Source organism: Naasia lichenicola (assembly GCF_004801885.1).
GTDB classification, from domain to species: domain Bacteria; phylum Actinomycetota; class Actinomycetes; order Actinomycetales; family Microbacteriaceae; genus Naasia; species Naasia lichenicola.
Genome location: NZ_SSSM01000005.1, coordinates 1035919 through 1061039 on the forward strand (window position 1 = coordinate 1035919; position 25121 = coordinate 1061039).

Consider the following 25121-nt stretch of genomic DNA (forward strand, 5'->3'; position numbering starts at 1 on the left):
TAGGGACGCATGACCGACACGACCACGAACCCACCCACCACGACCAACTCCGGTGCACCCGTCGCCAGCGACGCCCACTCGCAGAGCGTCGGCGCGGATGGCCCCATCGCCCTGCATGACCACTACCTGGTCGAGAAGCTCGCCCAGTTCAACCGCGAGAAGGTGCCCGAGCGCATCGTGCACGCGAAGGGCGGCGGAGCCTTCGGAACCCTCGAGGTCACCGAAGACGTGTCCGCCTACACGCGGGCCGCGCTCTTCCAGCCCGGCGTGGTCACCGAGACCCTCGCCCGCTTCTCGACCGTGGCCGGCGAGCAGGGCAGCCCTGACACCTGGCGCGATCCGCGCGGCTTCGCGCTGAAGTTCTACACGACCGAGGGCAACTACGACCTCGTCGGCAACAACACCCCGATCTTCTTCATCCGCGACGGCATCAAGTTCCCCGACTTCATCCACTCGCAGAAGCGGCTGCCCGGATCCCATCTGCGCAACAACGACATGCAGTGGGACTTCTGGTCGCTTTCGCCCGAGTCGGCGCACCAGGTCACCTGGCTGATGGGGGACCGCGGCCTGCCCGCATCATGGCGGCACATGGACGGCTTCGGATCGCACACCTACCAGTGGATCAACGCCGCCGGCGAGCGGTTCTGGGTCAAGTACCACTTCAAGACCAACCAGGGCATCGAGATCCTGTCCCAGGAGCAGGCCAACCAGATCGCCGGCGAGGACGCGGACTTCCACATCCGCGACCTCGGCGAGGCGATCGACCGCGGCGACTTCCCGAGCTGGACCCTGTCGGTGCAGATCATGCCCTACGCGGATGCGGCCACCTACCGGTTCAATCCGTTCGACCTGACCAAGGTCTGGCCGCACGGGGACTACCCGCTGCACAAGGTCGGCACGCTGACCCTCAACCGCAACCCGGCGAACTACTTCGCCGAGATCGAGCAGGCGACCTTCGCCCCGTCGAACTTCGTGCCCGGCATCGCCGCTAGCCCGGACAAGATGCTGCTCGCCCGCATCTTCAGCTATGCGGACGCGCACCGCTACCGGGTGGGCACGAACCATGCCCAGCTGCCGGTGAACGCACCTCACGCCGCTCCTGTGAACTCCTACTCCAAGGACGGTGCGGCCCGATATTCGTTCAATGCGGCGTCGACCCCGGTGTACGCCCCGAACTCGTTCGGCGGGCCGGCCGCGTCCGCTGAGGCCGCCGGCGACACCGGCGGCTGGGAGAGCGACGGCGAGCTGCAGCGGACTGCAGCAACCCTGCACGCCGAGGACGACGACTTCGGCCAGGCCGGCACCCTCGTCCGCGAGGTGCTCGACGACGCAGCTCGTGAGCGACTGGTGAACAACATCGCCGGGCACGTCGGCCAGGTCACGATCCCCGAGATCAAGGCGCGCGCGATCCAGTACTGGAAGAACGTCGACCAGAACCTGGGCGAGCGGGTCGAGGCGCTGTTGGCGACTCGTGAGCTCGACGCAGCGGCTGCGCCGCCGAACGCGGCCGGTCTCAACCGCGAGTCCGAGAGCGACGTCGCGCTGACCGTCTAGCCACGCACACCGACCGAATCAAGGAGTTGCCGCCTCCCGCCGACGCAGTCATGCGGATCGGAGGGCCTTCGGGCGAGAAACTCCTTGATTTGGTCTGGTGGGCGAGCAGGGTGGGGCGCGGAGGTGGGGCGCGCATAATGAGCGGATGATCTCCGTGCCGCTCGCAAGAGAGCTGCGAGCGTCCGGGCTGCGCTGGACTCCCGAGTCGGGCGACCGATTCCTCGTCGACCAGGCCGAGATGCTCGACGTCTACACCGTCAGCGAGATGACGGTCGAAGCGCACACCTTCCCATCCGGAACGGTGCTCGGCTTCAACGGCACGACCGAATGGGCGCTCGACTCGGTGGGCGTGGACGACGCGCTCTGGCTGCCTCGCGAGGACCAGCTGCGGGCGATGCTGCGCGGCACCTTCCGCAGTCTCCGGATCGGTGACGGGATCGACGCCGAGTACACGGTCTCCATCGTGTTCCAGGGGACCGATCGTGAATTCACGGCCTCCACGGCGGATGACGCCTACGGCCGCGCGCTGCTGCAGCTGGTGTCGGCCAGCTCGAGCTGACGCTGAGAAGCCCGCCGCGGTCGCTCTGCTGACCCCGAATCCGCCGTTCCACGCCCCCATCGGAAGCGGACAGCGGGTCGGACTGGCGGGTCCACCCCCGAACGGGGGATCATGAGGGGAGGATGGCGGATCCGACTGCTCAGCACGGTCGATGCGCCAGGGGGCACTGAGAGAGGCGATCACGCATGCGGGGGAGAACAGTCGGGGGACTGACGTTCGCGGTCCTGGTGGGCAGCGGGATGGCGCTCGCCGTCTCCGCGCCCGCGATCGCCGACACCTGTGGGGCGGCGGCGGCAGTCATTACGTCAGCGGACGCTTCGCAGTTCGCTGCACTCGACGGGAACAATGGGAGCTCACCCGACAACGTCGTCGACTACTCGGAGTGGGTCCTGGCGGGCGGAACCGCCACCTGCGCGACGGACACAGGGCTCGTCGAGTTCACGACCTACCCAGCTTCTCAGCCACCGACCACAGAGCCGACCAATCCCGAGCCTCCGGTGACCACCGAGCCATCAGCTGCTCCGAGTGAGTCTCCGTCGACCGCTCCTTCAGAAGCGCCGTCCGAAGCGCCCACAACGTCTGCTCCCACCCAGCCGCAGGCGTCCCAGCCCGCAACGTCGGGCGGCACCGCAGGCAGCGGTTCATCCGGCGCCTCGACCAGCAATGGATCCACCAGCGGATCCACCTCCGGAGGTTCGACCTCGAACTCCAGCAGCAGTGGGTCGACATCGCGCACCACGACGACCTCCGCGAGCGGCGCCATCACAACGGCACCCGTCTCCATCGCGGCTGCCGTCGCGACCCCTCCCGCGCTCACCGAGGTTCAGACCGAGGCAGCGTCGGATGCCATCAAGGAGACGCGCTCGCAGCTCCCGGTCAGCATCGACCCCAGCCCTGTGCTGCTCTCGGACCAGGCGTCTGCGACCGGATCGCCGATCGTCTCGCCGAATGACACGGGCATGCTCGCGATCGTGGTGGGCATGTCGGCCATCAGCATCGGCTGCGCCGCGTTCTCCGTGGTCCTGCGCCGCCGCAAGATCGGCTCCCGCCACTCCATCTGAGGTCGTCGCCCACTCGACTACGGCGTCGTTCCGCCGGTCGTGTCCGCATCCGCCGAGCCGCCCGCACTCGCGGCCACCGGTTCGCGCCGGACGGCCGCAGCGTCAGCCGCGGCTCGCGCCGCCGCGAGACGTACCCGGCGCCGGCGCCGGGTGAAGCGGACGATCAGCAGCACTATCGCGGCGACGATGGCGAGGAACACCAGCCAGGGCAGCGCGGCTCCGAACGCGATCAGCAGACCCGCGAGCGTCAGCATGAGCGAGTTGAAGCCGGCGAGCAGCCCGTCGAGGAAGGTGCCCGGCGCCGCAGTGCCGACCTCGGCCGGGGTCGACAGCGTGATCGAGATGGTCGCGAAGGCCACTTGCTCGGCGAGCGAGTCGCGCTGCGCCTTGAGGCTCTCGAGATCGCCCTCCCGGCTGGTCAGCGCCGTCTCGATCTCGATGAGGTCCGATGTATCCGTCGCGGTGGAGAGCAGAGCCCGCAGACGATCGACAGCGGCCTGGAGGGTGGCGATCCGCACCTCGTAGTCAGTGGTCTGCTGCGTGACGTCGGTCGAATCGGTGGAGAGGGACTGGACGGTGCCGAGCCCCTTGAGGTCGAGCAGCGCCTGGTCGAGCCTGTCCTCGGGGATCCGGGCGAGCAGAGTCGCGCTCGCGGGCCGGTAGTCGCTCTTCGGGTACTGGGAGATGGAGTCGAGGCGCCCGCCCGTCGCCAGGACGAGCGCGCTCACGTCGTCCGCGGATCGGATCGGATCGTCGACGACCAGCTGCAGCGACCCGGTGGTGACCACGTCGCGCACGGCGGAGTCGGATGCACCCGCTGCGTCGCCCTCGGCGGGAACCGCGACGCCTGGCTCGGCCAGGCCGGGGGCGACTCCGCTTCCGGACGACCCGGAGCCGGTGTCGCTCGCTCCGCTCTGGTTCATCGCACAGCCGCTGAGAAGCAGTGCGGTGAGGAGAAGTGCCACTGATCCGCCTATCGCGGAACCTCGTCGATCGCGCATGGCATGACGGTAGATCCGACCGCCATCGCGCGCTGGGAAAGGCCGTGATCGTTACCGTTCCGTGGCCAGATCGGGTGTTTCGTCCGCATTGTCCGTGAGGATCCTGAGAGACGAGGACCGGCTGAGACGACCGGGGTTACGGTGGAAACCGAGCCCCCGTTTGGGGGGTTCGCAGAACTTATCCACACTTCGAGCTGAAGCATTCAGCTTCGGCGGGCCGTCCGGCTCGACTCTTGTCCGATGCGTATTCGGGTACGCGGGACAATGGAGTCGCCGGGCGGCTTTTCTGTGCCCGGAACGCCGCCGACCCACCGGCGGCGCAGAACGAAAAGGAGGCTCCATGGATCACCGCACTCTCGGCCGCACCGGCCGATCCGTCTCCGTGATCGGACTCGGCACCTGGCAGCTCGGCGCCGACTGGGGTGACGTGGATGCCGCAGAGGCGAACGCCGTGCTCGACGCAGCCGTGGAGGCGGGCGTCACCTTCTTCGACACCGCGGATGTCTATGGCGACGGCCGCAGCGAGAGCTTCATCGGCGAGTATCTCGCCGCCAACCCCGGCCATGGCATCACCGTGGCGACCAAGATGGGGCGGCGGATGCCGCAGCTCGCGGAGAACTACACGCTGGCGAACTTCCGGGCATGGACCGACCGGTCGCGCGCCAACCTGAAGGTCGACACGCTCGACCTCGTCCAGCTGCACTGCCCTCCGACCGAGGTGATCGATTCGGACGCCGTCTACGACGCTCTGGACACCCTCGTGGCCGACGGTGCGATCGCGGCCTACGGCGTCAGCGTCGAGGAGACGAGCCAGGCGCTGTCCGCCATCGCCCGACCCGGCACTGCGTCGGTCCAGATCATCCTCAACGCCTTCCGGCTCAAGCCCCTCGACGAGGTTCTGCCGGCGGCGCAGGCGGCCGGTGTCGGCATCATCGCCCGCGTGCCGCTCGCGTCGGGCCTATTGAGCGGGAAGTACACCCGCGAGACCACGTTCGCGGCGGACGACCACCGCACCTACAACCGCTCGGGCGAGGCGTTCGACGTCGGCGAGACGTTCTCGGGCGTGCCGTTCGAGAAGGGCGTGGAGGCGGCCCACGCCTTCGCGGATCTCGTTCCCGAGGGCGCCACACCCGCCCAGGCGGCGCTCGCCTGGATCGCTCAGCTGGATGGCGTCAGCACGGTCATCCCCGGCGCGCGCAGCGTCGCGCAGGCGCAGTCGAATGCGGCAGCCGGCGAGCTCGCGGATCTGGGCGAGGACTTCCGCGCGGGCGTCACGCGCATCTACGACGAGTACTTCCGCGAGAGCGTCCACCCGCGCTGGTAGGTGAGCTGCCCAGTTCTGCCGCCTGCGGAGCGCTCCAGGCGGCAGAACTGGGCAACTCGCGGTCCGTCTCAGTCGTCGTCGGGGTCGCGGCCGGTGCGCACACCCGTCTCGAGGGTCGCGATCGCGGCGAGATCGTCGTCATCCAGCTCGAAGTCGAACACAGCGAAGTTCTCCTCGATCCTCGAGGGGGTGACCGACTTGGGGATGACGACGTTGCCGAGCTGGACGTGCCAGCGGATCACGATCTGCGCGGGGGAGCGGCCGTGCTTCTCGGCGAGGTCGTCGAGGACGGTCGTCTCGGTGGATGGATCGCCCAGGATCCGACCACGGGCGAGCGGTGACCACGCCTCGGTGAGGATGCCGTGCTCCGCGTCGTACGCCCGCAGGTCGGCCTGAGGCAGCCACGGGTGCAGCTCGACCTGGTTGAGCACGGGAAGCTCTCCGCCGTCCGCGATCAGCCGGTCGATGTGATGGGTAGCGAAGTTCGAGACGCCGATCGAACGCGCACGGCCTGAGGCCTTGATGGCCTGCAGGGCCCGCCAGGTCTCGACGTACAGATCCTGACTGGGCACCGGCCAGTGGATGAGATAGAGGTCGACGTAGTCCAGGCCGAGCTTGCCGAGGCTGACATCGAAGGCGCGCCGGGCGGCGTCGTAGCCGTGATCGCCGTTGCCGACCTTGGTGGTCACGAACAGCTCGCCCCGAGGCACGTCGGATGAGCGGATCGCGGCACCCACGGCCGCTTCGTTCTCATAGAGCGACGCGGTGTCGACGTGTCGGTAGCCGACCTCCAGCGCGTGTCCGATCGCGGTGGCCGCATCGGCGTCCGACACCTTGTAGACCCCGAGCCCGAGCTGGGGGATCGAGTTGCCGTCGAGCAGGGGGAGGACGGGGGAGAGGGTGGGAGCGACCATCGTCCGATTATCTCCGAGCCGATCCGGTGAGATCCGGGCGGCGGGATTTAGGCGGTGGGGTCTGGGTGGTCGGGTCCCGCGGATCGGCGACCCGGCAGTCGCGGCCGACTGTAGGAATACGGCCCGTCCGATCACGGTTGGCGTGACAGGGCATCGCGCCCTGCCTGTGTCGGTGTCGCCGCAGCATTCCGTCGGCCGTCAGGCCGCGACGAAGGGAACTCGCGGCATATGACGCGCATCATGGTCATCATCGGAAGCGTTCGACCGGGCCGGGTCGGTCTGCCGATCGGCGCCTGGGTCGTGAGCGAGCTGGAAGCGACTGCGGGAGTCGAGGTCGATCTCGCCGATCTCGCAGAGGTGGCTCTGCCGTTCATGGACGAGCCCAACCACCCCATCCTGCGCAGCTACACCAAGCCGCACACCATCGCGTGGAGCGAGCGGGTGGCTGCGGCGGACGCATTCGTGATCGTCGTTCCCGAGTACAACCACAGCTTCTCGCCGGTGATCAAGAACGCGCTCGACTTCCTGCACCACGAGTGGAAGCGCAAGGCAGTAGTGACGGTGAGCTACGGCGGCGTCTCCGCCGGCACCCGGGGCGTCGTGCTACTCCAGCCGGCTCTGGTCGGAGTCGGGCTGGTTCCGACGGTCACCAACCCGGAGATCAACTTCCCGACCAACCACATCAACGACGAGGGCGTCTTCGAGCCCACAGAGACCCACCGCACCCGGCTCGAGGTCGCCGTCGCCGAGGCCATCGCCCTGTCGGAGGCGCTCAAGCCCCTCCGCGGCTGAGCGCTCGGCCCTGCCCGGGGCGCGTTCGGCCACCTTTCGATTCCGTCGGCCACCGTGAGGTCCGTTCGGCCACCCTTCGAAAGGTGGCCGAAGGCACCCAAAGGTGGCCGAGCGCGGGCGAAAGGTGGCCGAGTGGAGCCAGCGGGCCGAGCTCGCTGGGCGGCGCTGGTCAGCTGGGCTGGACGGGGACCGGCGCGGTGTCCGGGATCGGGCCCGCGTCGCGGTTGCGCAGATCGGGGGACCAGCGCGACCCGATCGCGGCGACGCCCAGGCATGCGGCCACGAGCCCGACGGCCACGAGGAAGCCGCCCTGCGAGCCGTTCTGATCGATGATCACGCCGGCGAGAGCAGAGCCCAGCGCCGCGCCGATCAGCTGGCCCGTGTTCACCCAGCCGTAGGCCTCGGCGGTGTCGCTGAACTTCACGGTCGCCGAGGTGATCGTCGACAGCACCGCCAGCGCGGGTGCCAGGCCGAGCCCCGAGACCACCAGGGTGAGGGCGATCCACCAGAAGCCGAAGGCGAAGGCCGCGGCGCCGAGTCCGACGGTGACGATCAGCAGCCGGCGGAACAGCGCCCACGGCCCGATCGGCACGTGCCCGAAGAGCAGTCCGCCCGCCAGGGAGCCGACCGACCAGATGGCCAGCACGATGCCGGCCGACGCGTCGCCGTCTCCGAAGGTCGCGACCACCGAGGTCTCGATGGCCGCGCACGAGCCGATCAGCAGGAAGCCGATCACGGTCGCGAGCAGCACCGTCGGTCGGGTCAGCACCACGCCGAAGCGGCGCTTGCTGCGCGGGATGCGCACGCGTCCGACCTCCGGCGAGGAGATGAACCAGATGCCGCCGCCGATCAGGAGGGCCACCGACACGAGGATGCCGAGCACGGTGCTGATCTGTGTGGAGATGAACGTCACCAGGACCGGTCCACCGATCCAGATCAGCTCCTGGAGGGCTGCGTCGAGGGAGAACAGCGGGGTGAGCTGACGCGAGTTCACCATCTTCGGGTAGATGGTGCGCACGGCCGACGAGACCGGCGGGAAGGTGAGGCCCGAGAGGAACGCCACCGCCATGTACCCGAAGACCGGCAGCTCCGCCAGGACGATCGTGGTGACGAAGATGCTGCAGAGGATGGTGCTGGTCAGCAGCACGCGCCGGAGGCCCAGTTCGACCATCAGCCGGCTGGTCGCAGGACCGGAGATGGCCTGTCCGACGCTGAGCGCGGCGAGGACCAGTCCGGCCGCTCCGTATGAGCCGGTCGTGCGCTCGATGTGCAGCAGCAGACCCAGCGAGAGCATGCCGCTGGGCAGCCGCGCCGTGAGCTGCGCGGCCATGATCCGCGACACGCCGGGGGTGCGGAGGAGTTCTCCGTAGCTACTCACAGGACCTACTCACAGCCTCTGAAGTCTAGGGGCCAGCAAGTGTCTGGGGTGTGGCCTACGGTGTGGATAAATCCGGTCGGTTATGCACACGATGTGCACGACACGCCACTACACCTAGGGGATGGAAATGGATCAGACCCCATATATAGTGATTCCTGGTCGAACAACCGCACGGTCTTCCGGTCTTCGGGTGGCTCGGAATGCCCAGGTTTTCGATCGATCGGAATCGTCTTCCGGGTGCCGGCCTTCGGGTGGCCCGGCATCCGGAGACGAGTCCTGAACAGGCAGCCGGATGGAAAACCGGCTGAGCAGCATCGTGGAGTATCCCGGCTCGTGAATCGAGTGCGGGCGCATCAACATCAGCACCACCGTCAGCATCGCAACGGCTTCGTGGGGGAGTCGTCCGAGGTCGTTTCGTCGACCCGTCTTTTGGAGGCACCATGGCAATAACCGTCGTGAAGCGCAACGGGGGCCGCGAGCCCTATGACGCCAACAAGATCAACCTCGCGATCGAGCGTGCGAGCGCCGGTCTCGACGAGAACATCACCTGGGTCACCCAGATCGCCTCAGAGCTCGAGCTGACGCTCTTCGACGGCATCACCACCCAGCAGCTCGACGAGGCAGTCATCCAGGTCGCCCTGCAGAACGTCAAGGACGACCCGGCCTTCGACACGGTCGCCGCCCGTCTGCTGCTCAAGACCATCTACAAGCGCGTGCTCGGCGACTACGAGACCGCCGACGAGCTGAAGGCCCTGCACGCGGAGAAGTTCCGCGGATACGTCGAGCGCGGCGTCGCCGAGGACCTCCTCGACCCGCGCCTCACCGACCTGTTCGACCTCGACCGCTTGAGCGCCGCCCTCGAGCCGGCCCACGACGAGCTGCTCAAGTACATCGGCGTCGTCACGCTGAACAACCGCTACGGCATCAAGGCCCGCAACAACGACCCGCTCGAGGTGCCCCAGTACTTCTGGATGCGCATCGCCATGGGCCTGTCGCTCAACGAGGCCGACGCCACCTCGGCGGCCATCGAGTTCTACGAGAGCATGAGCCGCCTCGACTACCTGGCCGCCGGAAGCACCCTCGTCAACGCGGGCACCAAGTTCCCGCAGCTGTCCAACTGCTTCGTCATGGAGATGCAGGACGACATCGAGCACATCGCGAAGACCACGCGCGATGTCATGTGGCTCACCAAGGGCACCGGCGGCATCGGCCTGTCGGTCAGCAAGCTGCGGGCGCAGGGATCGCCCATCCGATCGAACAACACCACCTCGACGGGCCCGATCCCGTTCATGCACACGATCGACTCGATCCTCCGCGCCGTCAGCCGCGGCGGCAAGAAGTTCGGCGCCCTCTGCTTCTACATGGAGAACTGGCACCTCGACTTCCCCGAGTTCCTCGACCTGCGTGCCAACTCCGGCGACCCCTACCGCCGCACCCGCACCGCCAACACGGCCGTCTGGATCTCCGACGAGTTCATGAAGCGCGTCCAGAACGACCAGGACTGGTACCTCTTCGACCCGCTCGAGGTCCAAGACCTCGGCGAGCTCTACGGCAAGGCGTTCAGCGCCCGCTACGAGGAGTACGTCGCCAAGGCCGAGGCCGGCGAGATGAACATGTTCAAGCGGATCAAGGCCCGTGAGCAGTTCAAGTCGATCCTCGTCGCCCTGCAGACCACCAGCCACCCGTGGCTGACCTGGAAGGACACGATCAACAACCGTGCGCTGAACAACAACACGGGCACCATCCATCTCTCCAACCTCTGCACCGAGATCTGCCTGCCGCAGGACCGCGACAACGTCTCCGTCTGCAACCTGGCCTCGATCAACCTGTCCCGCCACCTCATCGAGGCCGAAGACGGAACGCTCGGCTTCGACTGGGCGCAGGTCGACCGCAGCGCCCGACTGGCCGTCCGTCAGCTGGACAACCTCATCGACATCACGCTCTCGAGCGTGAACGAGGCGGACTTCTCCAACCAGCAGAACCGCGCGATCGGCCTGGGTGTCATGGGCTTCACCGACGTCGTGGAGAAGCTCGGCATCTCGTACGAGAGCGAAGCGGCCTACGACCTGATCGACGAGATCATGGAGCACGTCTCCTACGCGGCGATCGACGAGTCGGCCGACCTCGCGCAGAGCCGCGGCGCCTACGCCAACTTCCCGGGCTCGCGCTGGTCGCAGGGCATGGTGCCGCTCGACTCGATCGCGCTCACCGAGGCGGACCGCGGAACGCCCATCAAGGTGAACCGCACCACGCGCCTCGACTGGGACGCCCTGCGGGAGAAGGTCAAGGGCGGCATGCGCAACGCCACCCTGATGGCCATCGCCCCCACGGCGTCGATCGGCCTCGTCGCCGGCACCACGCCTGGCCTCGACCCGCAGTTCTCGCAGATCTTCAGCCGCTCGACCTCGTCGGGCAAGTTCCTCGAGGTCAACCGCAATCTGGTCAGCGACCTCCAGGGCCTCGGTCTCTGGGAGCGCGTGCGGGAGCCGATCCTGCGCAGCCAGGGAGACATCCAGGGCATCGACGCGATCCCCGACTCTATCAAGGCCGTGTACAAGACGAGCTTCCAGCTCTCGCCGTACGCCTTCCTCGAGGTCGCGGCCCGTGCGCAGAAGTGGATCGACCAGGCGATCAGCCGCAACATGTATCTCGAGACGCGTGACCTCGGCGACATGATGGACATCTACTTCGCGGCCTGGGAGCGCGGCGTGAAGACGACCTACTACCTGCACATGAAGCCGCGTCACACGGCCGAGCAGTCCACGGTCAAGGTCAACAAGTCCGAGGGCATCGGCGACGGGCAGAAGCGCGGCTTCGGCTCGGCGGCTCCTGCCGGGAACACGTCGTCCTCGGCGGCGCCCGCCCAGGTCGCCACCGCTCCCGCTCGTCGTGGCTTCGGCTTCGGCGGCGTCAGCAAGGAGAACGCGTAGCAACCGGGAACACCCCGCGCGAGAGTCCTCGCGCGGGGTGTTCCCGACCCCGTAGACCGGAACTATCCCGCCTCCCTGGGCGTTGAACCAGGTAGGGGGAGTACTCCAGAAGGCGGGGCACAGACTTCACCCGGAACGACCCGGAGCGCGGCCGATCGAGCGGCGCGGACCACCTCAGACCAGAAACGAGCAGACACCATGGGCATCCTCGGCACAGGCATTCAAGAAGGACTCCTCCTCAAGCCCGTCCGCTACAAGTGGGCGATGGACCTCTACGAGCAGGCAGTGGCCAACACCTGGTTCCCGAACGAGATCCAGCTGGGCGAGGACATCGCCGACTTCAAGCGGATGACCGACGAGGAGCGTCACGCGATCACGTTCCTGATGAGCTACTTCAACCCGAGCGAGCTGCTCGTGAACAAGGCGCTCGCGTTCGGCGTCTACCCCTACCTCAACGCTCCCGAGGCGCACCTCTACCTCGCGAAGCAGATGTGGGAGGAGGCCAACCACTGCATGTCCTTCGAGTACGTGCTCGAGACCTTCCCGATCGACCGCGAAGAGGCCTACGCCTCCCACGTCGACGTGCCGTCGATGCGCGCGAAGGAGGAGTTCGAGGTCGGATTCATCCGCCGGATGACCGAGCAGCAGCTCGACATCTCGACCACCGCGGGCAAGAAGGACTTCGTCCGCAACCTCGTCGCCTACAACATCATCCTCGAGGGCATCTGGTTCTACTCGGGCTTCATGGTCGCGCTGTCGTTCCGTCAGCGGAACCTGCTGCGCAACTTCGGCTCGCTCGTCGACTGGATCGTGCGCGATGAGAGCCTGCACCTCAAGTTCGGGATCAACCTCATCCTCACCGTGCTCGAGGAGAACGAGGATCTGCAGACCGAGGAGTTCGCCGCGGAGATCAAGAAGATGATCACCGACGCGGTCGCCATGGAGGAGCAGTACAACCACGACCTGCTGCCCGGCGGCATCCTCGGCCTCAACGCGAACTACATCAACCAGTACGTGAAGTACCTGGCCGACCGTCGGCTCGAGGAGCTCGGCTTCGACCCCGAGTACAACGTCTCCAACCCGGCCAAGTGGATGGCGACCGCCAACGACACCCTCCAGCTGGTCAACTTCTTCGAGTCGACCAACACCTCGTACGAGGTCAACGCGCAGGCCACCGCCCGCGCGTAGCTGCACTCGAGAGGGGCGCTGCAGTTCCGGGTCTCCGGGAATGCAGTGCCCCTTCCTGCTGTTCCCCCATGAAGCGCTCACCTTGCGGTGGGCCGAAACCGCCCCGACGGATGTCGGTGGCCAGCCATACGCTTGACGAGTCGGTCGATGAAGTTCCGGCGTTCATTTCGCGTTCCTTCTCGAAACGATCGGATGCCCCGCATGACCGAAACAATTCCCGATACCCGGACCGGCGCCGACTCGGCAGCTCAGAGTGCGGCAAACGACGCGGACCGGGGTGCGCTCGACGGCCGCCTCAGTGTGCGTTCGCGCACGCTCATCAGCCTGCTGCTCGTCGCGACCTTCGTGGTCTTCCTCAACGAGACGATCATGGGCGTCGCCCTGCCCCGCGTCATGCAGGATCTCGGCATCGAGGCGAGCGTCGGCCAGTGGCTGACGACGGCGTTCCTGCTCACCATGGCGGTGGTCATCCCGATCAGCGGATACCTCATCCAGAGATTCCCCACCCGGGTCCTCTTCGGGGTCGCCATGTCGCTGTTCAGCGGCGGAACCCTCATCGCGGCGCTCGCGCCGGGCTTTCCGGTGCTCCTGCTCGCCCGGGTGGTTCAGGCCAGCGGAACGGCCATCATGCTGCCGCTGCTCATGACGACGGTCATGACGCTCGTCCCGCCGTCCAGCCGCGGTCGGATGATGGGCAACATCTCCATCGTGATCTCCGTGGCGCCCGCCGTCGGACCGACGATCTCGGGGCTCATCCTCAACTCGCTGAGCTGGCGCTTCATCTTCTGGATCGTGCTGCCCATCGCGGTGGCGACTCTGATCCTCGGGCTGATCCTGGTCGTCAGCATCGGCGACCGCACGGCAGCCCCCATCGACGTCGTCTCCATCCCGCTGGCGATCCTCGGCTTCGGCGGCCTGGTCTACGGCCTGTCGTCGCTGGGCGAATCGGGCAGCGAAGCGGTCCTCCCCGCCTGGGTCCCTGCCGTCGTCGGAGCGCTCGCACTGGCCGGATTCGTGTTCCGGCAGAAGCGGCTCGAGCGTCGCGACCGCGCGCTGCTCGATCTGCGCACGTTCCGCTCACGCACCTTCACCGCCACCGTCATCACGATGGCGATCAGCATGAGCGCCCTCTTCGGCACGATCATCCTGCTGCCCATCTACCTGCAGAGCGCCCTCGGCCTCGAGCCGCTCGTCACCGGCCTGCTGGTGCTGCCGGGCGGGCTGCTGATGGGAGTGCTCGGGCCCATCGTCGGACGGCTGTTCGACCGTTTCGGCCCCAAGCCGCTGCTGCTGCCCGGCACGATCGCGGTCAGCGGGTCGCTCTGGCTGCTGGCGTTCGCCGGCGACGCGGCGTCGCCGCTGTACATCGGTGCGGTCTACCTGCTGCTCAGCGCCGGACTGGCGTTCACCTTCACGCCCCTCTTCACCTCGGGGCTCGGATCGGTCGAGCCGCACCTCTACTCTCACGGCAGCGCCATCATCGGCACGGTGCAGCAGGTCGCCGGCGCGGCAGGAGCGGCGCTGTTCGTCACCGTCCTCTCCATCGCCGGCTCCGGTGTCGAGCTCGACGGCGGTGACGCGGCGGCCCAGGCAGCGGCGGGCACGCATTACGCCTTCATCGTCGGTGCCTGCATCTCGATGGTCGCGATCGTGACCGGGCTCTTCGTGAAGCGTCCGGTGAACGCTCCCGACATGGCGATGACCCACTAGAGGTCTTCTCGTCCCGCTCGACGCCCGTCGCTGGTTCAGCCGGCGGGCATCGTGCGATCGTAGGGGGATGCGATACGCGGCGCTCCTCCGAGGCATCAATGTTGGCTCGGGAAACCGGATCGCGATGGCCGATCTTCGCAGCGCCCTGGAGTCGGCCGGCCATGGCGACGTGCGCACTGTCCTGGCCTCTGGCAATGTCGTCTTCGACAGTCCCGGCTCGTCGGCCGACGTCACCGGCGATCTCGAGCGGCTGCTCTCCGAGCGCTTCGGCTACTCGGCACGCGTCATCGTGGTCCCGATCGATACGGTCCGGATCGCGGTCGACGCGTTCCCGTTCGAGGAGTCGGACGATCAGCAGCCCTACGTCGTGTTCGGCTCGACGTCCCGGGTGCTCGACGACCTCGCCGAAGCGGCCCCGGCAGACGACGCGGATCGGATCCAGCGCGTCGGAGAGGTGCTCTTCTGGACCGTCGCGAAGGGGCAGACCCTCGATTCGCCCTTCGGCAAGCTGCTCGCCAGGAGTCAGAAGGACGACGTGGTCACGACGCGCAACCTGCGAACCCTGCGCAAGATCCTCGCCGCGGCGTAGCTCTCCGTCCGGCGGTTGAGCCGCGCCGGAGGTGCGTGTCGAAGCCCTGATGCGCATGGTGGGCTTCGACACGGGCGCGGAACGCCCGGCTCAGCCACCGGGTCGGGTGCGGATCTACTTCGGTGGCTGAGCCGCGCCGGAGGTGCGTGTCGAAGCCCTGATGCGAATGGTGGGCTTCGACACGGGCGCGGAACGCCCGGCTCAGCTACCGGGGCGGGTGCGGACCTACCTCGGTGGCTGAGCCGCGCCGGAGACGCGTGTCGAAGCCCTGATGCGAATGGTGGGCTTCGACACGGGCGCGGAACGCCCGGCTCAGCTACCGGGGCGGGTGTGGACCTACTTCGGTGGCTGAGCCGCGCCGAAGGTGCGTGTCGAAGCCCAGCCGCACTGTGCTCAGACCGGCGGAAGGGCCTTGAGGATCCGCTGCAGTGAGACGGGACCTGTCGTGCGCAGCTGCTGGGCGAAGAGGCTGAGCCGCAGCTCTTCGAGCATCCAGCGGGGTTCGACGAGTCGGGGGTCCGCGTCGCGCGCCAGCGGGATCGTGCCGCCTGCAGCGAGATAGCGATCCTGCGCGGTGCGCACCTCGTTCTGCCAGACCCGGTCGCGACCGGGGTTCTCCAGCAGCTTCTGGACACGGTGCGTCATCCCCGCCAGATACACCGGAAGGCGCGGCAGCCGACCGAGCCCGATGGTGCTGATGAACCCCGGGAAGACAAGGCCGCCGAGCTGCTCGCGCACGTCTCCGAGCGGTCCGATCAGCGCCAGGGTGGTGGCCCCACGGATCGCGCTCTCCACTCCGCGCGCGGCAGTGAGGATGCCCGCCACGAGGGCGACGGCGGCGAAGAGGTCATCCACCACGTGGGCGGAGACGTCGTCCCGGACCGTCTCGAAGTCGGTCCGGGTCCAAACCAGCCCGTCCGCCGAATGACGCCTGATCCGATGGTCGAGCACAGCGGCGAATGCGTCGTCGATGAGTTCGCGAGCGCTCCGATAGGGACTCGCGGCGAGCGTGAGCTTCTCCGCGGATGTGAGGTGCTCCTGCAGATACGAGACCGGGGAGGGAACGGCGAGACCGAGCAGACGCCGGATGCCGGCACGATGCGCTGCCGCCTGAGACTCGGGGGAGCTCTCCAGCCGGATGGCGACCGCGGCGCCCGTGTCGACGAGTGCGGGATATGCGCGGATCCGTCCGCCGCGCCTCTCGACGTCGACGCTCTGCGGCAGGCTCTCGAAGTCCCAGGCGATCAACCCATCGCGCTCGAGCGCCGAGGCGCTGCCCGGAGCAGCGGCGCCCGGCGCGGTTGGGGCGGAGGGGACCGACGCACCCGTCGTCGCACCCTTCGTCGGCGTGGACGTGGTACGGAACACTCGGGCGACGCTGTCGCGGGCGGCGGCGGCGAACTGCAGCTTGAGGGCCGTCAGCTCCTTGCCGCCTCCGACCCGACGGCCGTTGTCATCGATCACTGCAAACGTCGGCCGGAGATGCGGGGGCACCCGCTCCAGTTCGAAATCGCTGCCGGACACCACCGCGCCCGTGCTGCGTCGGATGGCGGCGGCCAGTCGATCGACGAGCAGCTCTCCGTCCGGTTCCGCCGGCAGCTCTGCGAGCAGCCGCTCGGCCCAGTCAGCAGCGGGGACCACCGTGCGCCGGATCGCCTTCGGCAGGGTCCGGATCAGAGCCGTCACCAGTTCTGCCCTGAATCCGGGGACCTGCCAGTCGAAGCCGGTCGGCTCGAGCTGGGGGAGGACCGCGAGGGGCACCTGAATGGTCACGCCGTCATCGTCGCTGCCGGGCTCGAAGCGGTAGCGGAGCTTGAGGGTCTGATCCTGCTGCCGCCATTCGGCCGGATAGGCCGTCGTGTCCTGCTGCGCGGGCTCGTCGAGCAGGTCGGCCGACCGCAGGGTGAGCAGGTTCGGCGTGCGCGTGCGCGCCTGGGCCCACCACGTCTCGAACTCGCGGACGGTGGCGACGCTCTCCGGGATCCGCTCATCGAAGAAGTCCACGAGCGCCTCATCGTCGGCAAGGATGTCCCGTCGACGGGATCGCTCCTCGAGCGCTTCGAGCTCGCGTCGCAGCCGGAGGTTGGCCCGCTCGAAGTCGAAGGCGCGGTCGCGGCTGCGGTCGAGATGCGGCGGCCATTCGCCGTCGACGAGTGCATGTCGGATGAACAGCTCCCGGGAGAAGCCGCGGTCGATCCGCGTCCATTGGATCCGGCGGCGAGCGACGAGCGGGACTCCGTACAGGGTCACCCGTTCCCAGCCGACGGCCGCGCCCTGCTTGGCCTCCCAGTGCGGCTCGCTGGTCGAGCGCTTCACCAGATCGCCGGCCAGCTGCTCGGCCCAGGCCGGGTCGATCGCCGCGACCGTGCGGGCGAAGAGCCGCGAGGTCTCGACCAGCTCGGCAGCCATGACCGCCGTCGGAGCCTTCTTCGCGAGCGCGGATCCGGGGAACACCGCGAACTTGACCTGGCGAGCGCCGATGTACTCGGCGCTGGGCCGGCGCCCAGGCGGCGGCTTGGCCCCGGGCGTGCGCGCATTCGTCCCTCGCGGGGGAGCGGTGCGCTCGTCGAGCACGCCGAGCTGGGACAGCAGGCCGGCCAGCACCGAGCGGTGCACGCCGTCGGGGTCGGCCTTCGGCTCGCCGATCGTCAGGCCGAGCGGCTTGGCGGTCCTGCGCAGCTGGCTGTAGACATCCGCCCACTCGCGCACCCGCAGGTAGTTGAGGAACTCGGCCTTGCAGAGCCTCCGGAATGCGCTCGAGGACAGCTCCTTCTGCTTCTCCTCGAGGTGGTTCCAGAGGTTGAGGATGGAGAGGAAGTCGCTCGTCGGGTCGGCGAACCTGGCGTGCTTCTCGTCCGCCTGGGCTCGGCGCTCGAGCGGGCGCTCCCGCGGATCCTGGATGCTGAGGCCCGAGACGATGGCCAGCACCTCTCGGGAGACCCCGTGCTTCTTCGACTCGACGACCATCCGGCCGAAGCGCGGATCGAGCGGCAGGCGGGAGAGGTCGCGTCCGGTCTTGGTGACGGAGCCGGCGGCCGTGACGGCGCCGATCTCCCGGAGCAGCTCGAAGCCGTCCTTGATGCCGCGGGCATCGGGCGGCTGGAGGAAGGGGAAGTCCGCCATGTCGCCCAGCCCGAGGGTGAGCATCTGGAGGATGACCGCGGCGAGGCCGGTGCGCAGGATCTCGGGATCGGTGAACGCGGGCCGCTTGCCGTAATCCTCCTCGCTGTAGAGGCGGATGGCGATGCCGTCGCTGGTGCGCCCGGCGCGGCCGGACCGCTGGTTGGCGGAGGCCTGCGAGATCGGCTCGATCGGCAGGCGCTGCACCTTGGATCGAGCGCCGTAGCGCGAGATCCGGGCGGTGCCGGCATCGATAACGTACTTGATGCCGGGGACCGTGAGGCTGGTCTCGGCGACGTTCGTCGCGAGCACGACCCGTCGGCGGACGCCCGGCGGGCGCTTCGTCTCGAAGACCCGATGCTGGTCGGCGGCGGAGAGCCGGCCGTACAGGGGCACGATCTCGGTGCCGCTCCGACCGCTGAGCGCGTCCTGCGCATCGCGGATCTCGTTCTCTCCGGACAGGAAGACGAGGACGTCGCCGGGCGCCTGCCCGGCCAGCTCGTCGAGAGCGGCGCCGATGGCCTCGAGCAGATCCCGGGGCTCGGGGGACGGCGCGTCGCTGTCCGGATCCTTGTCGGGTGCGAGCGGGCGATAGCGGATCTCGACCGGGAAGGTGCGTCCGGACACCTCGACGATGGGCGCCGGCGTGCCGTCGGGTGCGGCGAAGTGCGCTGCGAAGCTGCCCGGGTCGATCGTCGCCGAGGTGATGATCACCTTGAGGTCCGGGCGCTTCGGCAGCAGCTGGCGCAGGTAGCCGATCAGGAAGTCGATGGTGAGGCTGCGCTCGTGCGCCTCGTCGATGATGATCGTGTCGTAGCGCCGCAGCAGTGGATCGCGGGTGAGCTCGTTGAGGAGGATCCCGTCCGTCATCAACTTGATCCGGGTGGATTCACTGGCCTTGTCGGTGAACCGGACCTGGTAGCCGACGAGGGTGCCGAGCTCGACGTTCAGCTCGTCGGCGATCCGCTCGGCGATCGTGCGGGCGGCGATCCGGCGAGGCTGGGTGTGCGCGATGCTGGTGCGGCCGAGCTCCAGCGCGATCTTCGGCAGCTGCGTGGTCTTGCCCGAGCCGGTCTCGCCGGCGACGATGACGACCTGGTGGTCGCGGATCTGCTCGGCGATCTCGCCGCGCACCTGACTGACGGGCAGATCGGGCGGGTAGCTGATCTGCAGCTCGTCGGTCGACATGGGAACCCCGATTCTACCGAGGCCATCAGCCCGTTGGTCGAGGAGGCCGTCTGCGGCCATCTCGAGACCGGCTGCCGTGTGCCGCCGGTCTCGAGACGGCGCTGGCGCGCCTCCTCGACCAGCGAAATGCGCATAGTGATCGGGGAGCCCGCAAAACCCATCGGTCGAGGAGCCGTCTGCGATCGAGGGCCTTGACATGGCCTACTCCACGAACGGGTCGCGCTCGTTGGTCGAGTAGCGCCCGCTAGGGCGCGTATCGAGGCCCCTCGCTGGTCTACGGGCGGCTTCCGATGGTGAGGCCGCTCGCCTGCTTCCACTTGATGCCGCAGCCCTTGGGGCTGGTGACCGGCTCGGCCACCCGGCGACCGGCGATCAGGTCGTCGAGTGCCGACCTGATCCACTCTGCGTTGGCGGAGTCGTCGTCGTATGAGCCGTCGGGGGCGCCGTGGTAGGCGAGCTCGCCCTCAGCATCGATGATGAAGACATCGGGGGTGACCATCGCGTCCCACGCCTTCGCCACCGACTGGTCCTCATCGCGGAGGTAGGGGGAGGAGAAGTCGCCGCCCGCCTCTCGCGCTTCCATCGACTCGAAGGAGTCGAGCGGCTGGCGGCTCGAGTCGTTGGAGTTGATCTGGAGCACGGTCACGCGTCCGGTGTAGTCCTGGGCGACCTTCTGGATGCGCTCGTGCCAGGCACGGGCGTACGGACAGTGGTTGCAGGTGAACACCACCACGGTGATCCCGTCGCCGGGTTCGAAGAGCGCGTGCCCACCCCCGGCCGCGGGGAGACTGAAACTCGGGGGGCGATTGCCGATGTTCAGGGTCATCGTGTGCCTTCTCTCTTCGGCGGCGACGGTATCAAAGCCGCCCGGTAGTTCCCCGCACGCCCTGATCTTCGGAAGCGGTTCCCAGCTTCGCTCCCAGCCCCGCGGTGCCAGGCTGGAGGGATGACGACCACTTCTGCAGTCCCCACCGTCACGCTCAACAACGGCACGGCCATCCCGCAGCTCGGCTTCGGCGTCTTCCAGGTCGAGCCCGACAAGACCTCCGACGTCGTGGGCAGCGCCCTCGAGGTGGGCTACCGCCACCTCGACACGGCTGCGATCTACGGCAACGAGAAGGGCGTCGGCCAGGCGATCGCCGCCAGCGGCATCGATCGCGGCGACCTCTGGATCACCACGAAGCTCTGGAACTCCGAGCACAGCCGAGACAAGGCGCTCGCCGCCTTCGACTCGAGCCTCGAGAAGCTCGGCACGGAGTACGTCGACCTCTACCTCATCCACTGGCCAGTCGCCGGGAGCGACCTCTACCTCGAGGCGTGGAAGGCACTCGAGGAGATCGCCGCTTCGGGCCGTGCGAAGGCCATCGGCGTCTCCAACTTCCTGCCCGAGCATCTCCAGCGCCTGTTCGATGAGACGGGCACCGTTCCCGCCGTCGATCAGATCGAGCTCCATCCCGAGCTCCAGCAGCGCGACGTGGTCGAGTTCGCGAAGGCGCACGGCATCGAGATCGAGGCGTGGTCGCCGCTGGCCTCCGGCCAGATCGTGGACCGTGACGACGTGGCGGCCATCGCGGCGAAGTACGGCAAGACTCCCGCTCAGGTCACGCTCCGCTGGCACCTCGACCAGGGGCGGATCATCTTCCCGAAGTCCAACAGCGCCGAGCGCCAGGCCGAGAACTTCGACATCCTCGACTTCTCGCTCACCGCGGACGAGCTGGCCGTCTTCGACGCCCTGGACGCCGGCACCCGCGTCGGCCCCGACCCCGCCACCTTCACCGGCCGCTAGCCCCGCTCGATGTGTACGTTCCGGCCCCATGTGCGCGAAACATCGTGCACGTGATGCCGGAAACGTGCACATGAGATCGGCCCGATAGCGTGGGCTGGTGACCACACCTACGCCCGTACGAACTCGGCGCGAGTGGATCGCATTCGTCGTGGTCGGCCTGATCGGTGGATTCCTCTCCGGATCGTTCGGAGTGGGCGGCGGGATCGTCATGGTCCCCCTGCTCATCTGGCTGACCGGAATGGATCAGCGTCGGGCGTCCGCCACCTCGCTGGCGGCCATCGTGCCGTCGGTCGTCGTGGGGTCGATCGGCTACCTCATCCACGGCGAGGTCGATCTGCTCGCCGCGCTCGCTCTGGCCATCGGCACGGTGCCCGGCGCCCTCATCGGGACCCGTCTTCTCCGTCGGCTGCCGCTCTCCGTGCTGCGGTGGGGGTTCGTGGTCCTGCTCGTGATCATCGCCCTTCGGCTGATCTTCGGCGGGGCCGACCGCGGGGGAGAAGTCGACCAGAACGTCCTGACGTTCGCGCTGCTGGTGCTCGTCGGAGTCGTCACCGGCATCTGCTCTGGCCTGTTCGGAGTCGGCGGCGGCGTGATCATGGTTCCCGTCCTGGTGGCGGGGTTCGGCGCGGGTGACCTGGTCGCCAAGGGGACCTCCCTCGTCGCGATGATCGCGTCCAGCACGGTCGGCACGGTCTCGAACAGTCGCGCCGGCCTCGTCGACCTGCGGGCGGCCCTGGTGGTCGGCGTCGCCGCAACCGCAATCTCGTATGTCGGCGTGCTCGTCGCACTCGCCATGCCCGCTCGCCTGTCGGCGGTGCTGTTCGGCATACTGCTGCTTATCAGCTCGACCCAGCTCGCCCTCCGGGCCATCCGACTCCAGCGAGCGGCGAAGCGGCAACCGATCGCTCAGGCCTGATCCGGTCCGGCTGATCCCGTCAGGCCTGACTCGATCCAGGTCTGATCCAGCCAGGTCTGATCCAGCCAGGTCTGATCCAGCCAGGTCTGATCGAGTGAGACCTGATCCGACTCGACCTGATCCAGGAGGAACACGACATGCCCAATCGACTCGCGGAGGCAGTCAGCCCCTACCTGCTGAGCCACGCGGACAATCCGGTCGACTGGTGGCCATGGGGTGATGCCCCGTTCGCCGAAGCGCGACGCCGCGACGTGCCGGTTCTCATCTCGATCGGCTACTCCACCTGCCACTGGTGCCACGTGATGGCGCGCGAGTCGTTCAGCGATCCGGCGCTGGCCGCCGAGCTGAACTCGCGTTTCGTGCCCATCAAGGTCGACCGCGAGGAGCATCCGGAGGTGGATGCGAGCTATCTCGCCGCGGCTGCTGCCTTCACGGATCAGCTCGGCTGGCCGCTGACTGTCTTCGCGACGCCGGACGGACAGGCGTTCTATGCGGGAACCTACTCGCCGCCCGTGCCGCACCCGGGTCAGCCGTCGTTCCGGCAGGTGCTCGATGCGGTGACGGATGCCTGGACGGAGCGACGGACCGAGGTGCAGGACACCGCCGGCCAGCTCGCTCGCGCGATCGCGGCCCCGCTCACCGCTGTCGACCCGGGGTCGACGGACGCCGCCCTGGCCGGGGTCGATCTCGAGTCCATCGCGGTCGAGCTTCTGGGCTACGAGGACCGTCGGTTCGGGGGCTTCGGAGCGGCCCCCAAGTTCCCGGTCGCGCCCGCGCTCCGGTTCGCCCAGTGGCTCGCAGGTTCGGGCCTGCTGCCTCAGGCGCTCGCCCAGGAGACAGGTGCGCTCGTCCAACGCACCCTGGATCAGATGGCGGCGTCCGACCTCCGCGATCCGGTCGAGGGCGGCTTCTTCCGCTACGCCACCCGGCGCGACTGGACCGATCCGCACTACGAGCGGATGCTCTACGACAACGCGGGCCTGCTCGCCGCGTACGCCCATCGAGGCGATGCAGGGGTCGCCGAGGGGATCGTCCGGTTCCTGCTGTCCACCCTTCGCCGAGAAGGGGGAGCCTTCGGCTCGGCGCAGGACTCCGAGAGCACGATCGACGGGCAGCGGAGCGAGGGCGGCTACTACCAGCGATCCGCGCCCGATCGACAGGGCCTCGTGCCCCCCGCGGTGGACGGGAAGGTGCTGACGGGCTGGAACGGACTCGCCATCGGCGCTCTGGCCATCGCCGGCTCGCTGCTCGACCGCCCCGACTGGCTGCGAGCCGCGCGCACTGCGGCGGACTTCGTGCTGACCGAGCATCGCTCGGGGGAGCAGCTGCTGCGCGCCTCGCTCGACGGCCGGCGCTCCACGGCGGTCGCGTCGCTCGAGGACTACGGCATGCTCGCGCGAGGGCTGCTCGACCTCAGCCTCGCGACGGGGGAGGTGCGCTACGCGATCATCGCTCGAGAGCTCGTCGACACCACCCTCGCGGCCGGCTCCGGGATCGCCGTCTTCGACATCCCTGGAGGGGGTGATCCGACGCTCGCCGGGCAGGGGCTGCTCCTGCCGATCGACCCGAGCGAGGGCGCGTACCCGTCCGGCACGAGTCAGCTGGCTTCCAGCTCCCTCACGCTGTATGCCCTCACGGGCCAGGACTCCTACCGGACGGCCGCGGAGACGGCGCTGGCCGTGCTGGCCCCGATCGCGGCAGCCCGATCGATCTCCATGGGCGGTGCGCTCGAGGCGATCACCCGGGCGCGCTCGCCGCTGCGCCAACTCATCGTCATCGACGACGCGGTGCATCGGGACGGATCAGACACAGGCGGATCGGAGATGGACCGATCTGAGCGCGACGGGTCAGAGCTCGGCGCGCTTGCGAGGTCGGCGCAGGGCATCGACCTCGTCGCCGTCGTGACTACCGATCAGGCCCGTGCTTTCGCCGAATCCGGCTTCGAGGTCTTCGCCGAGCGCACGCGGGTGGAAGGATCGGCCACCGCCTACCTCTGCGAGCACTTCAGCTGCCTGCTGCCGATCACCGATCCCGAGGCGCTGAAGGCGGCCCTGGCCTGAGCTGCTCGGCCACCCTTCCTACCAACGGCACGGTTTATAAAGGTGGCCGACGGTAGGAAAGCTGGCCCACAGCGCACTAAAGGTGACCGTCGGTACGCCAGCGTGCCCGCGGCGGCGTCGGCAGGGCTTCAGCCGACGCTCACCAGCGGTAGGTCGTCGTGCGTCGCCCACTCCATCATCGAGTTGTCGTAGATGGCGACGTTGCGGTGGCCGAGCATCGTGAGCGCCAGCGCGTCGAGAGCAGACGCGATGCCGCCCCCGCAGTAGACGACGACCCGGTCGTAGGGGAGGGCGCCGCTCAGCATCTTCGTCAGCTCGGGGGAGGAGATCAGCTCGTTCGTCTCGGGGTCGATCATGTCCGCGTTCGGGGCGCTGATGCTGCCGGGGATGTGTCCACCGCGACTGCGGCCCCCGGTGGCACCGAGGTACTCGTCGCGCGGCAACCCGCACACGAGCGCCGCCTCCAGCTCGCCGGCGACGATGGCCTCGAGGTAGGCGCGATCCGCCCACAGATCGGGCCGGGGGCTGGCGACGAAGGTCGCGTCGATCGGGGCGACGTAACCCGTCTGGATCGGGCGGTTCTCGGAGCGCCACTTGGTGATCCCGCCGTCGAGGACGCCGACCCGGTCATATCCGAAGGTCCGGAACAGCCACCAGAGCCGAGCCGCCCACTGGCCCTGCTGATTGTCGTAGATCACCACGGTGGACGAGTTGTCGATGCCGAGCGATCCGGCCGCGTCCTCGAAGGCGTCGACTCCGGGGGCGTGGAAGGGATACTCGCCGTCCTGGTCGCTGAAGACTTTGATCATGTCGGCGAAGACCGCGCCGGGGATGTGCCCTTCGACGAAGTAGTCGCCGCGCCCGCTGAGCGGATAGCCGTCCCCTCCAGGGATCGGCGGCAGCACGGAGGCGTCGACGAGGACCAAGCCGGTCGCCGTCAGGCGATCGGCGAGCCAGCTCGTCGCCACCATCGGTGAGCGGGTTCGGGTGGTGGGAGAAGCCGCAGATGAGTAGTCCACGCGCACAGGCTAGGCCGGGCATGTGCCCGAAG

At 68.3% G+C, this 25121-nt stretch carries 19 protein-coding genes; 12 read left to right on the forward strand and 7 right to left on the reverse strand.

Going from position 1 to position 25121, the window contains the following annotated elements:
* The first annotated feature begins 9 nt into the window (after window positions 1-9).
* From E6C64_RS16090 to E6C64_RS16100, 3 genes are all read left to right on the forward strand, one after another.
* Complete coding sequence (locus E6C64_RS16090) at window positions 10-1554, forward strand: catalase (RefSeq protein ID WP_136428609.1); 1545 nt, start codon at window positions 10-12, stop codon at window positions 1552-1554.
* 145 nt (window positions 1555-1699) lie between these two features.
* Window positions 1700-2113, forward strand: a complete 414-nt coding sequence (locus E6C64_RS16095) for a pilus assembly protein CpaE (protein ID WP_136428611.1) — start codon at window positions 1700-1702, stop codon at window positions 2111-2113.
* 185 nt (window positions 2114-2298) lie between these two features.
* The gene (locus E6C64_RS16100; protein WP_136428613.1) at window positions 2299-3174 is read left to right on the forward strand and encodes a hypothetical protein; all 876 of its coding nucleotides are present in this window, start codon (window positions 2299-2301) and stop codon (window positions 3172-3174) included.
* 17 nt (window positions 3175-3191) lie between these two features.
* On the opposite strand, the gene E6C64_RS16105 is transcribed toward E6C64_RS16100, so the two are convergent.
* Window positions 3192-4139 (reverse strand): DUF4349 domain-containing protein, encoded by a 948-nt coding sequence (locus tag E6C64_RS16105; protein ID WP_158437901.1) that lies wholly within the window; start codon window positions 4137-4139, stop codon window positions 3192-3194.
* Window positions 4140-4515: 376 nt separating this feature from the next.
* On the opposite strand from E6C64_RS16105, the gene E6C64_RS16110 reads away from it, so the two are divergent.
* A complete protein-coding gene (locus tag E6C64_RS16110) occupies window positions 4516-5499 on the forward strand; it encodes an aldo/keto reductase (RefSeq protein WP_136428617.1) in 984 nt (327 codons plus the stop codon).
* Window positions 5500-5567: 68 nt separating this feature from the next.
* On the opposite strand, the gene E6C64_RS16115 is transcribed toward E6C64_RS16110, so the two are convergent.
* The gene (locus E6C64_RS16115) at window positions 5568-6413 is read right to left on the reverse strand and encodes an aldo/keto reductase (RefSeq protein WP_136428619.1); all 846 of its coding nucleotides are present in this window, start codon (window positions 6411-6413) and stop codon (window positions 5568-5570) included.
* 240 nt (window positions 6414-6653) lie between these two features.
* Between E6C64_RS16115 and E6C64_RS16120 the strand changes: the two genes are divergently transcribed.
* Complete coding sequence (locus tag E6C64_RS16120) at window positions 6654-7205, forward strand: NADPH-dependent FMN reductase (protein WP_199241061.1); 552 nt, start codon at window positions 6654-6656, stop codon at window positions 7203-7205.
* A 169-nt stretch (window positions 7206-7374) separates the two neighbouring features.
* Here the strand turns inward: E6C64_RS16120 and E6C64_RS16125 are convergent, their stop codons facing one another.
* Window positions 7375-8583 (reverse strand): MFS transporter, encoded by a 1209-nt coding sequence (locus tag E6C64_RS16125; protein ID WP_136428623.1) that lies wholly within the window; start codon window positions 8581-8583, stop codon window positions 7375-7377.
* 440 nt (window positions 8584-9023) lie between these two features.
* On the opposite strand from E6C64_RS16125, the gene E6C64_RS16130 reads away from it, so the two are divergent.
* The 4 genes from E6C64_RS16130 to E6C64_RS16145 all read left to right on the forward strand — a co-directional run bounded on the left by E6C64_RS16130 (window position 9024) and on the right by E6C64_RS16145 (window position 15000).
* Entirely contained in the window at window positions 9024-11513 is a 2490-nt protein-coding gene (locus E6C64_RS16130; protein WP_136428626.1) for a ribonucleoside-diphosphate reductase subunit alpha, read from the forward strand.
* Between the two features lie 198 nt (window positions 11514-11711).
* Window positions 11712-12701, forward strand: coding sequence for a ribonucleotide-diphosphate reductase subunit beta (locus E6C64_RS16135; RefSeq protein ID WP_136428628.1), 990 nt, complete (start codon window positions 11712-11714; stop codon window positions 12699-12701).
* A gap of 201 nt (window positions 12702-12902) precedes the next feature.
* On the forward strand, window positions 12903-14411 hold the full coding sequence (locus E6C64_RS16140) for a DHA2 family efflux MFS transporter permease subunit (RefSeq protein WP_136428629.1): 1509 nt from the start codon (window positions 12903-12905) through the stop codon (window positions 14409-14411).
* 67 nt (window positions 14412-14478) lie between these two features.
* The gene (locus E6C64_RS16145; RefSeq protein ID WP_136428630.1) at window positions 14479-15000 is read left to right on the forward strand and encodes a DUF1697 domain-containing protein; all 522 of its coding nucleotides are present in this window, start codon (window positions 14479-14481) and stop codon (window positions 14998-15000) included.
* A 393-nt stretch (window positions 15001-15393) separates the two neighbouring features.
* Here E6C64_RS16145 and hrpA read toward each other — a convergent pair whose 3' ends face one another.
* Both hrpA and E6C64_RS16155 read right to left on the reverse strand, forming a co-directional pair.
* Window positions 15394-19308: an ATP-dependent RNA helicase HrpA gene (hrpA, locus tag E6C64_RS16150; protein WP_136428631.1), complete on the reverse strand. Its 3915-nt coding sequence runs from the start codon at window positions 19306-19308 to the stop codon at window positions 15394-15396.
* Window positions 19309-19582: 274 nt separating this feature from the next.
* Window positions 19583-20134: a thioredoxin family protein gene (locus tag E6C64_RS16155; protein WP_136428632.1), complete on the reverse strand. Its 552-nt coding sequence runs from the start codon at window positions 20132-20134 to the stop codon at window positions 19583-19585.
* Window positions 20135-20254: 120 nt separating this feature from the next.
* On the opposite strand from E6C64_RS16155, the gene E6C64_RS16160 reads away from it, so the two are divergent.
* Window positions 20255-21094, forward strand: coding sequence for an aldo/keto reductase (locus E6C64_RS16160; protein WP_136428633.1), 840 nt, complete (start codon window positions 20255-20257; stop codon window positions 21092-21094).
* 97 nt (window positions 21095-21191) lie between these two features.
* Window positions 21192-22010, forward strand: coding sequence for a sulfite exporter TauE/SafE family protein (locus E6C64_RS16165; RefSeq protein ID WP_233255667.1), 819 nt, complete (start codon window positions 21192-21194; stop codon window positions 22008-22010).
* On the opposite strand, the gene E6C64_RS19140 is transcribed toward E6C64_RS16165, so the two are convergent.
* Window positions 22001-22144 carry a hypothetical protein gene (locus E6C64_RS19140; protein ID WP_158437902.1) on the reverse strand — a complete coding sequence of 48 codons (144 nt, stop codon included), beginning with the start codon at window positions 22142-22144 and terminating at the stop codon, window positions 22001-22003. The genes E6C64_RS16165 and E6C64_RS19140 overlap by 10 nt on opposite strands.
* A gap of 3 nt (window positions 22145-22147) precedes the next feature.
* Between E6C64_RS19140 and E6C64_RS16170 the strand changes: the two genes are divergently transcribed.
* A complete protein-coding gene (locus E6C64_RS16170) occupies window positions 22148-24070 on the forward strand; it encodes a thioredoxin domain-containing protein (RefSeq protein WP_136428634.1) in 1923 nt (640 codons plus the stop codon).
* 128 nt (window positions 24071-24198) lie between these two features.
* On the opposite strand, the gene E6C64_RS16175 is transcribed toward E6C64_RS16170, so the two are convergent.
* Window positions 24199-25089 carry a sulfurtransferase gene (locus E6C64_RS16175; RefSeq protein ID WP_136428635.1) on the reverse strand — a complete coding sequence of 297 codons (891 nt, stop codon included), beginning with the start codon at window positions 25087-25089 and terminating at the stop codon, window positions 24199-24201.
* Window positions 25090-25121: the final 32 nt, after the last annotated feature.

What these genes read in the sequence shown, in the direction of transcription:
- hrpA (WP_136428631.1), bottom strand. Translation starts at nt 19,308, where the DNA reads ATGTCGACCGACGAGCTGCAGATCAGCTACCCGCCCGATCTGCCCGTC.
- E6C64_RS16155 (WP_136428632.1), bottom strand. Translation starts at nt 20,134, where the DNA reads ATGACCCTGAACATCGGCAATCGCCCCCCGAGTTTCAGTCTCCCCGCG.
- E6C64_RS16095 (WP_136428611.1), top strand. Translation starts at nt 1,700, where the DNA reads ATGATCTCCGTGCCGCTCGCAAGAGAGCTGCGAGCGTCCGGGCTGCGC.
- E6C64_RS16130 (WP_136428626.1), top strand. Translation starts at nt 9,024, where the DNA reads ATGGCAATAACCGTCGTGAAGCGCAACGGGGGCCGCGAGCCCTATGAC.
- E6C64_RS16140 (WP_136428629.1), top strand. Translation starts at nt 12,903, where the DNA reads ATGACCGAAACAATTCCCGATACCCGGACCGGCGCCGACTCGGCAGCT.
- E6C64_RS16160 (WP_136428633.1), top strand. Translation starts at nt 20,255, where the DNA reads ATGACGACCACTTCTGCAGTCCCCACCGTCACGCTCAACAACGGCACG.
- E6C64_RS16115 (WP_136428619.1), bottom strand. Translation starts at nt 6,413, where the DNA reads ATGGTCGCTCCCACCCTCTCCCCCGTCCTCCCCCTGCTCGACGGCAAC.
- E6C64_RS16110 (WP_136428617.1), top strand. Translation starts at nt 4,516, where the DNA reads ATGGATCACCGCACTCTCGGCCGCACCGGCCGATCCGTCTCCGTGATC.
- E6C64_RS16120 (WP_199241061.1), top strand. Translation starts at nt 6,654, where the DNA reads ATGGTCATCATCGGAAGCGTTCGACCGGGCCGGGTCGGTCTGCCGATC.
- E6C64_RS16145 (WP_136428630.1), top strand. Translation starts at nt 14,479, where the DNA reads ATGCGATACGCGGCGCTCCTCCGAGGCATCAATGTTGGCTCGGGAAAC.
- E6C64_RS16100 (WP_136428613.1), top strand. Translation starts at nt 2,299, where the DNA reads ATGCGGGGGAGAACAGTCGGGGGACTGACGTTCGCGGTCCTGGTGGGC.
- E6C64_RS16170 (WP_136428634.1), top strand. Translation starts at nt 22,148, where the DNA reads ATGCCCAATCGACTCGCGGAGGCAGTCAGCCCCTACCTGCTGAGCCAC.
- E6C64_RS16090 (WP_136428609.1), top strand. Translation starts at nt 10, where the DNA reads ATGACCGACACGACCACGAACCCACCCACCACGACCAACTCCGGTGCA.
- E6C64_RS16135 (WP_136428628.1), top strand. Translation starts at nt 11,712, where the DNA reads ATGGGCATCCTCGGCACAGGCATTCAAGAAGGACTCCTCCTCAAGCCC.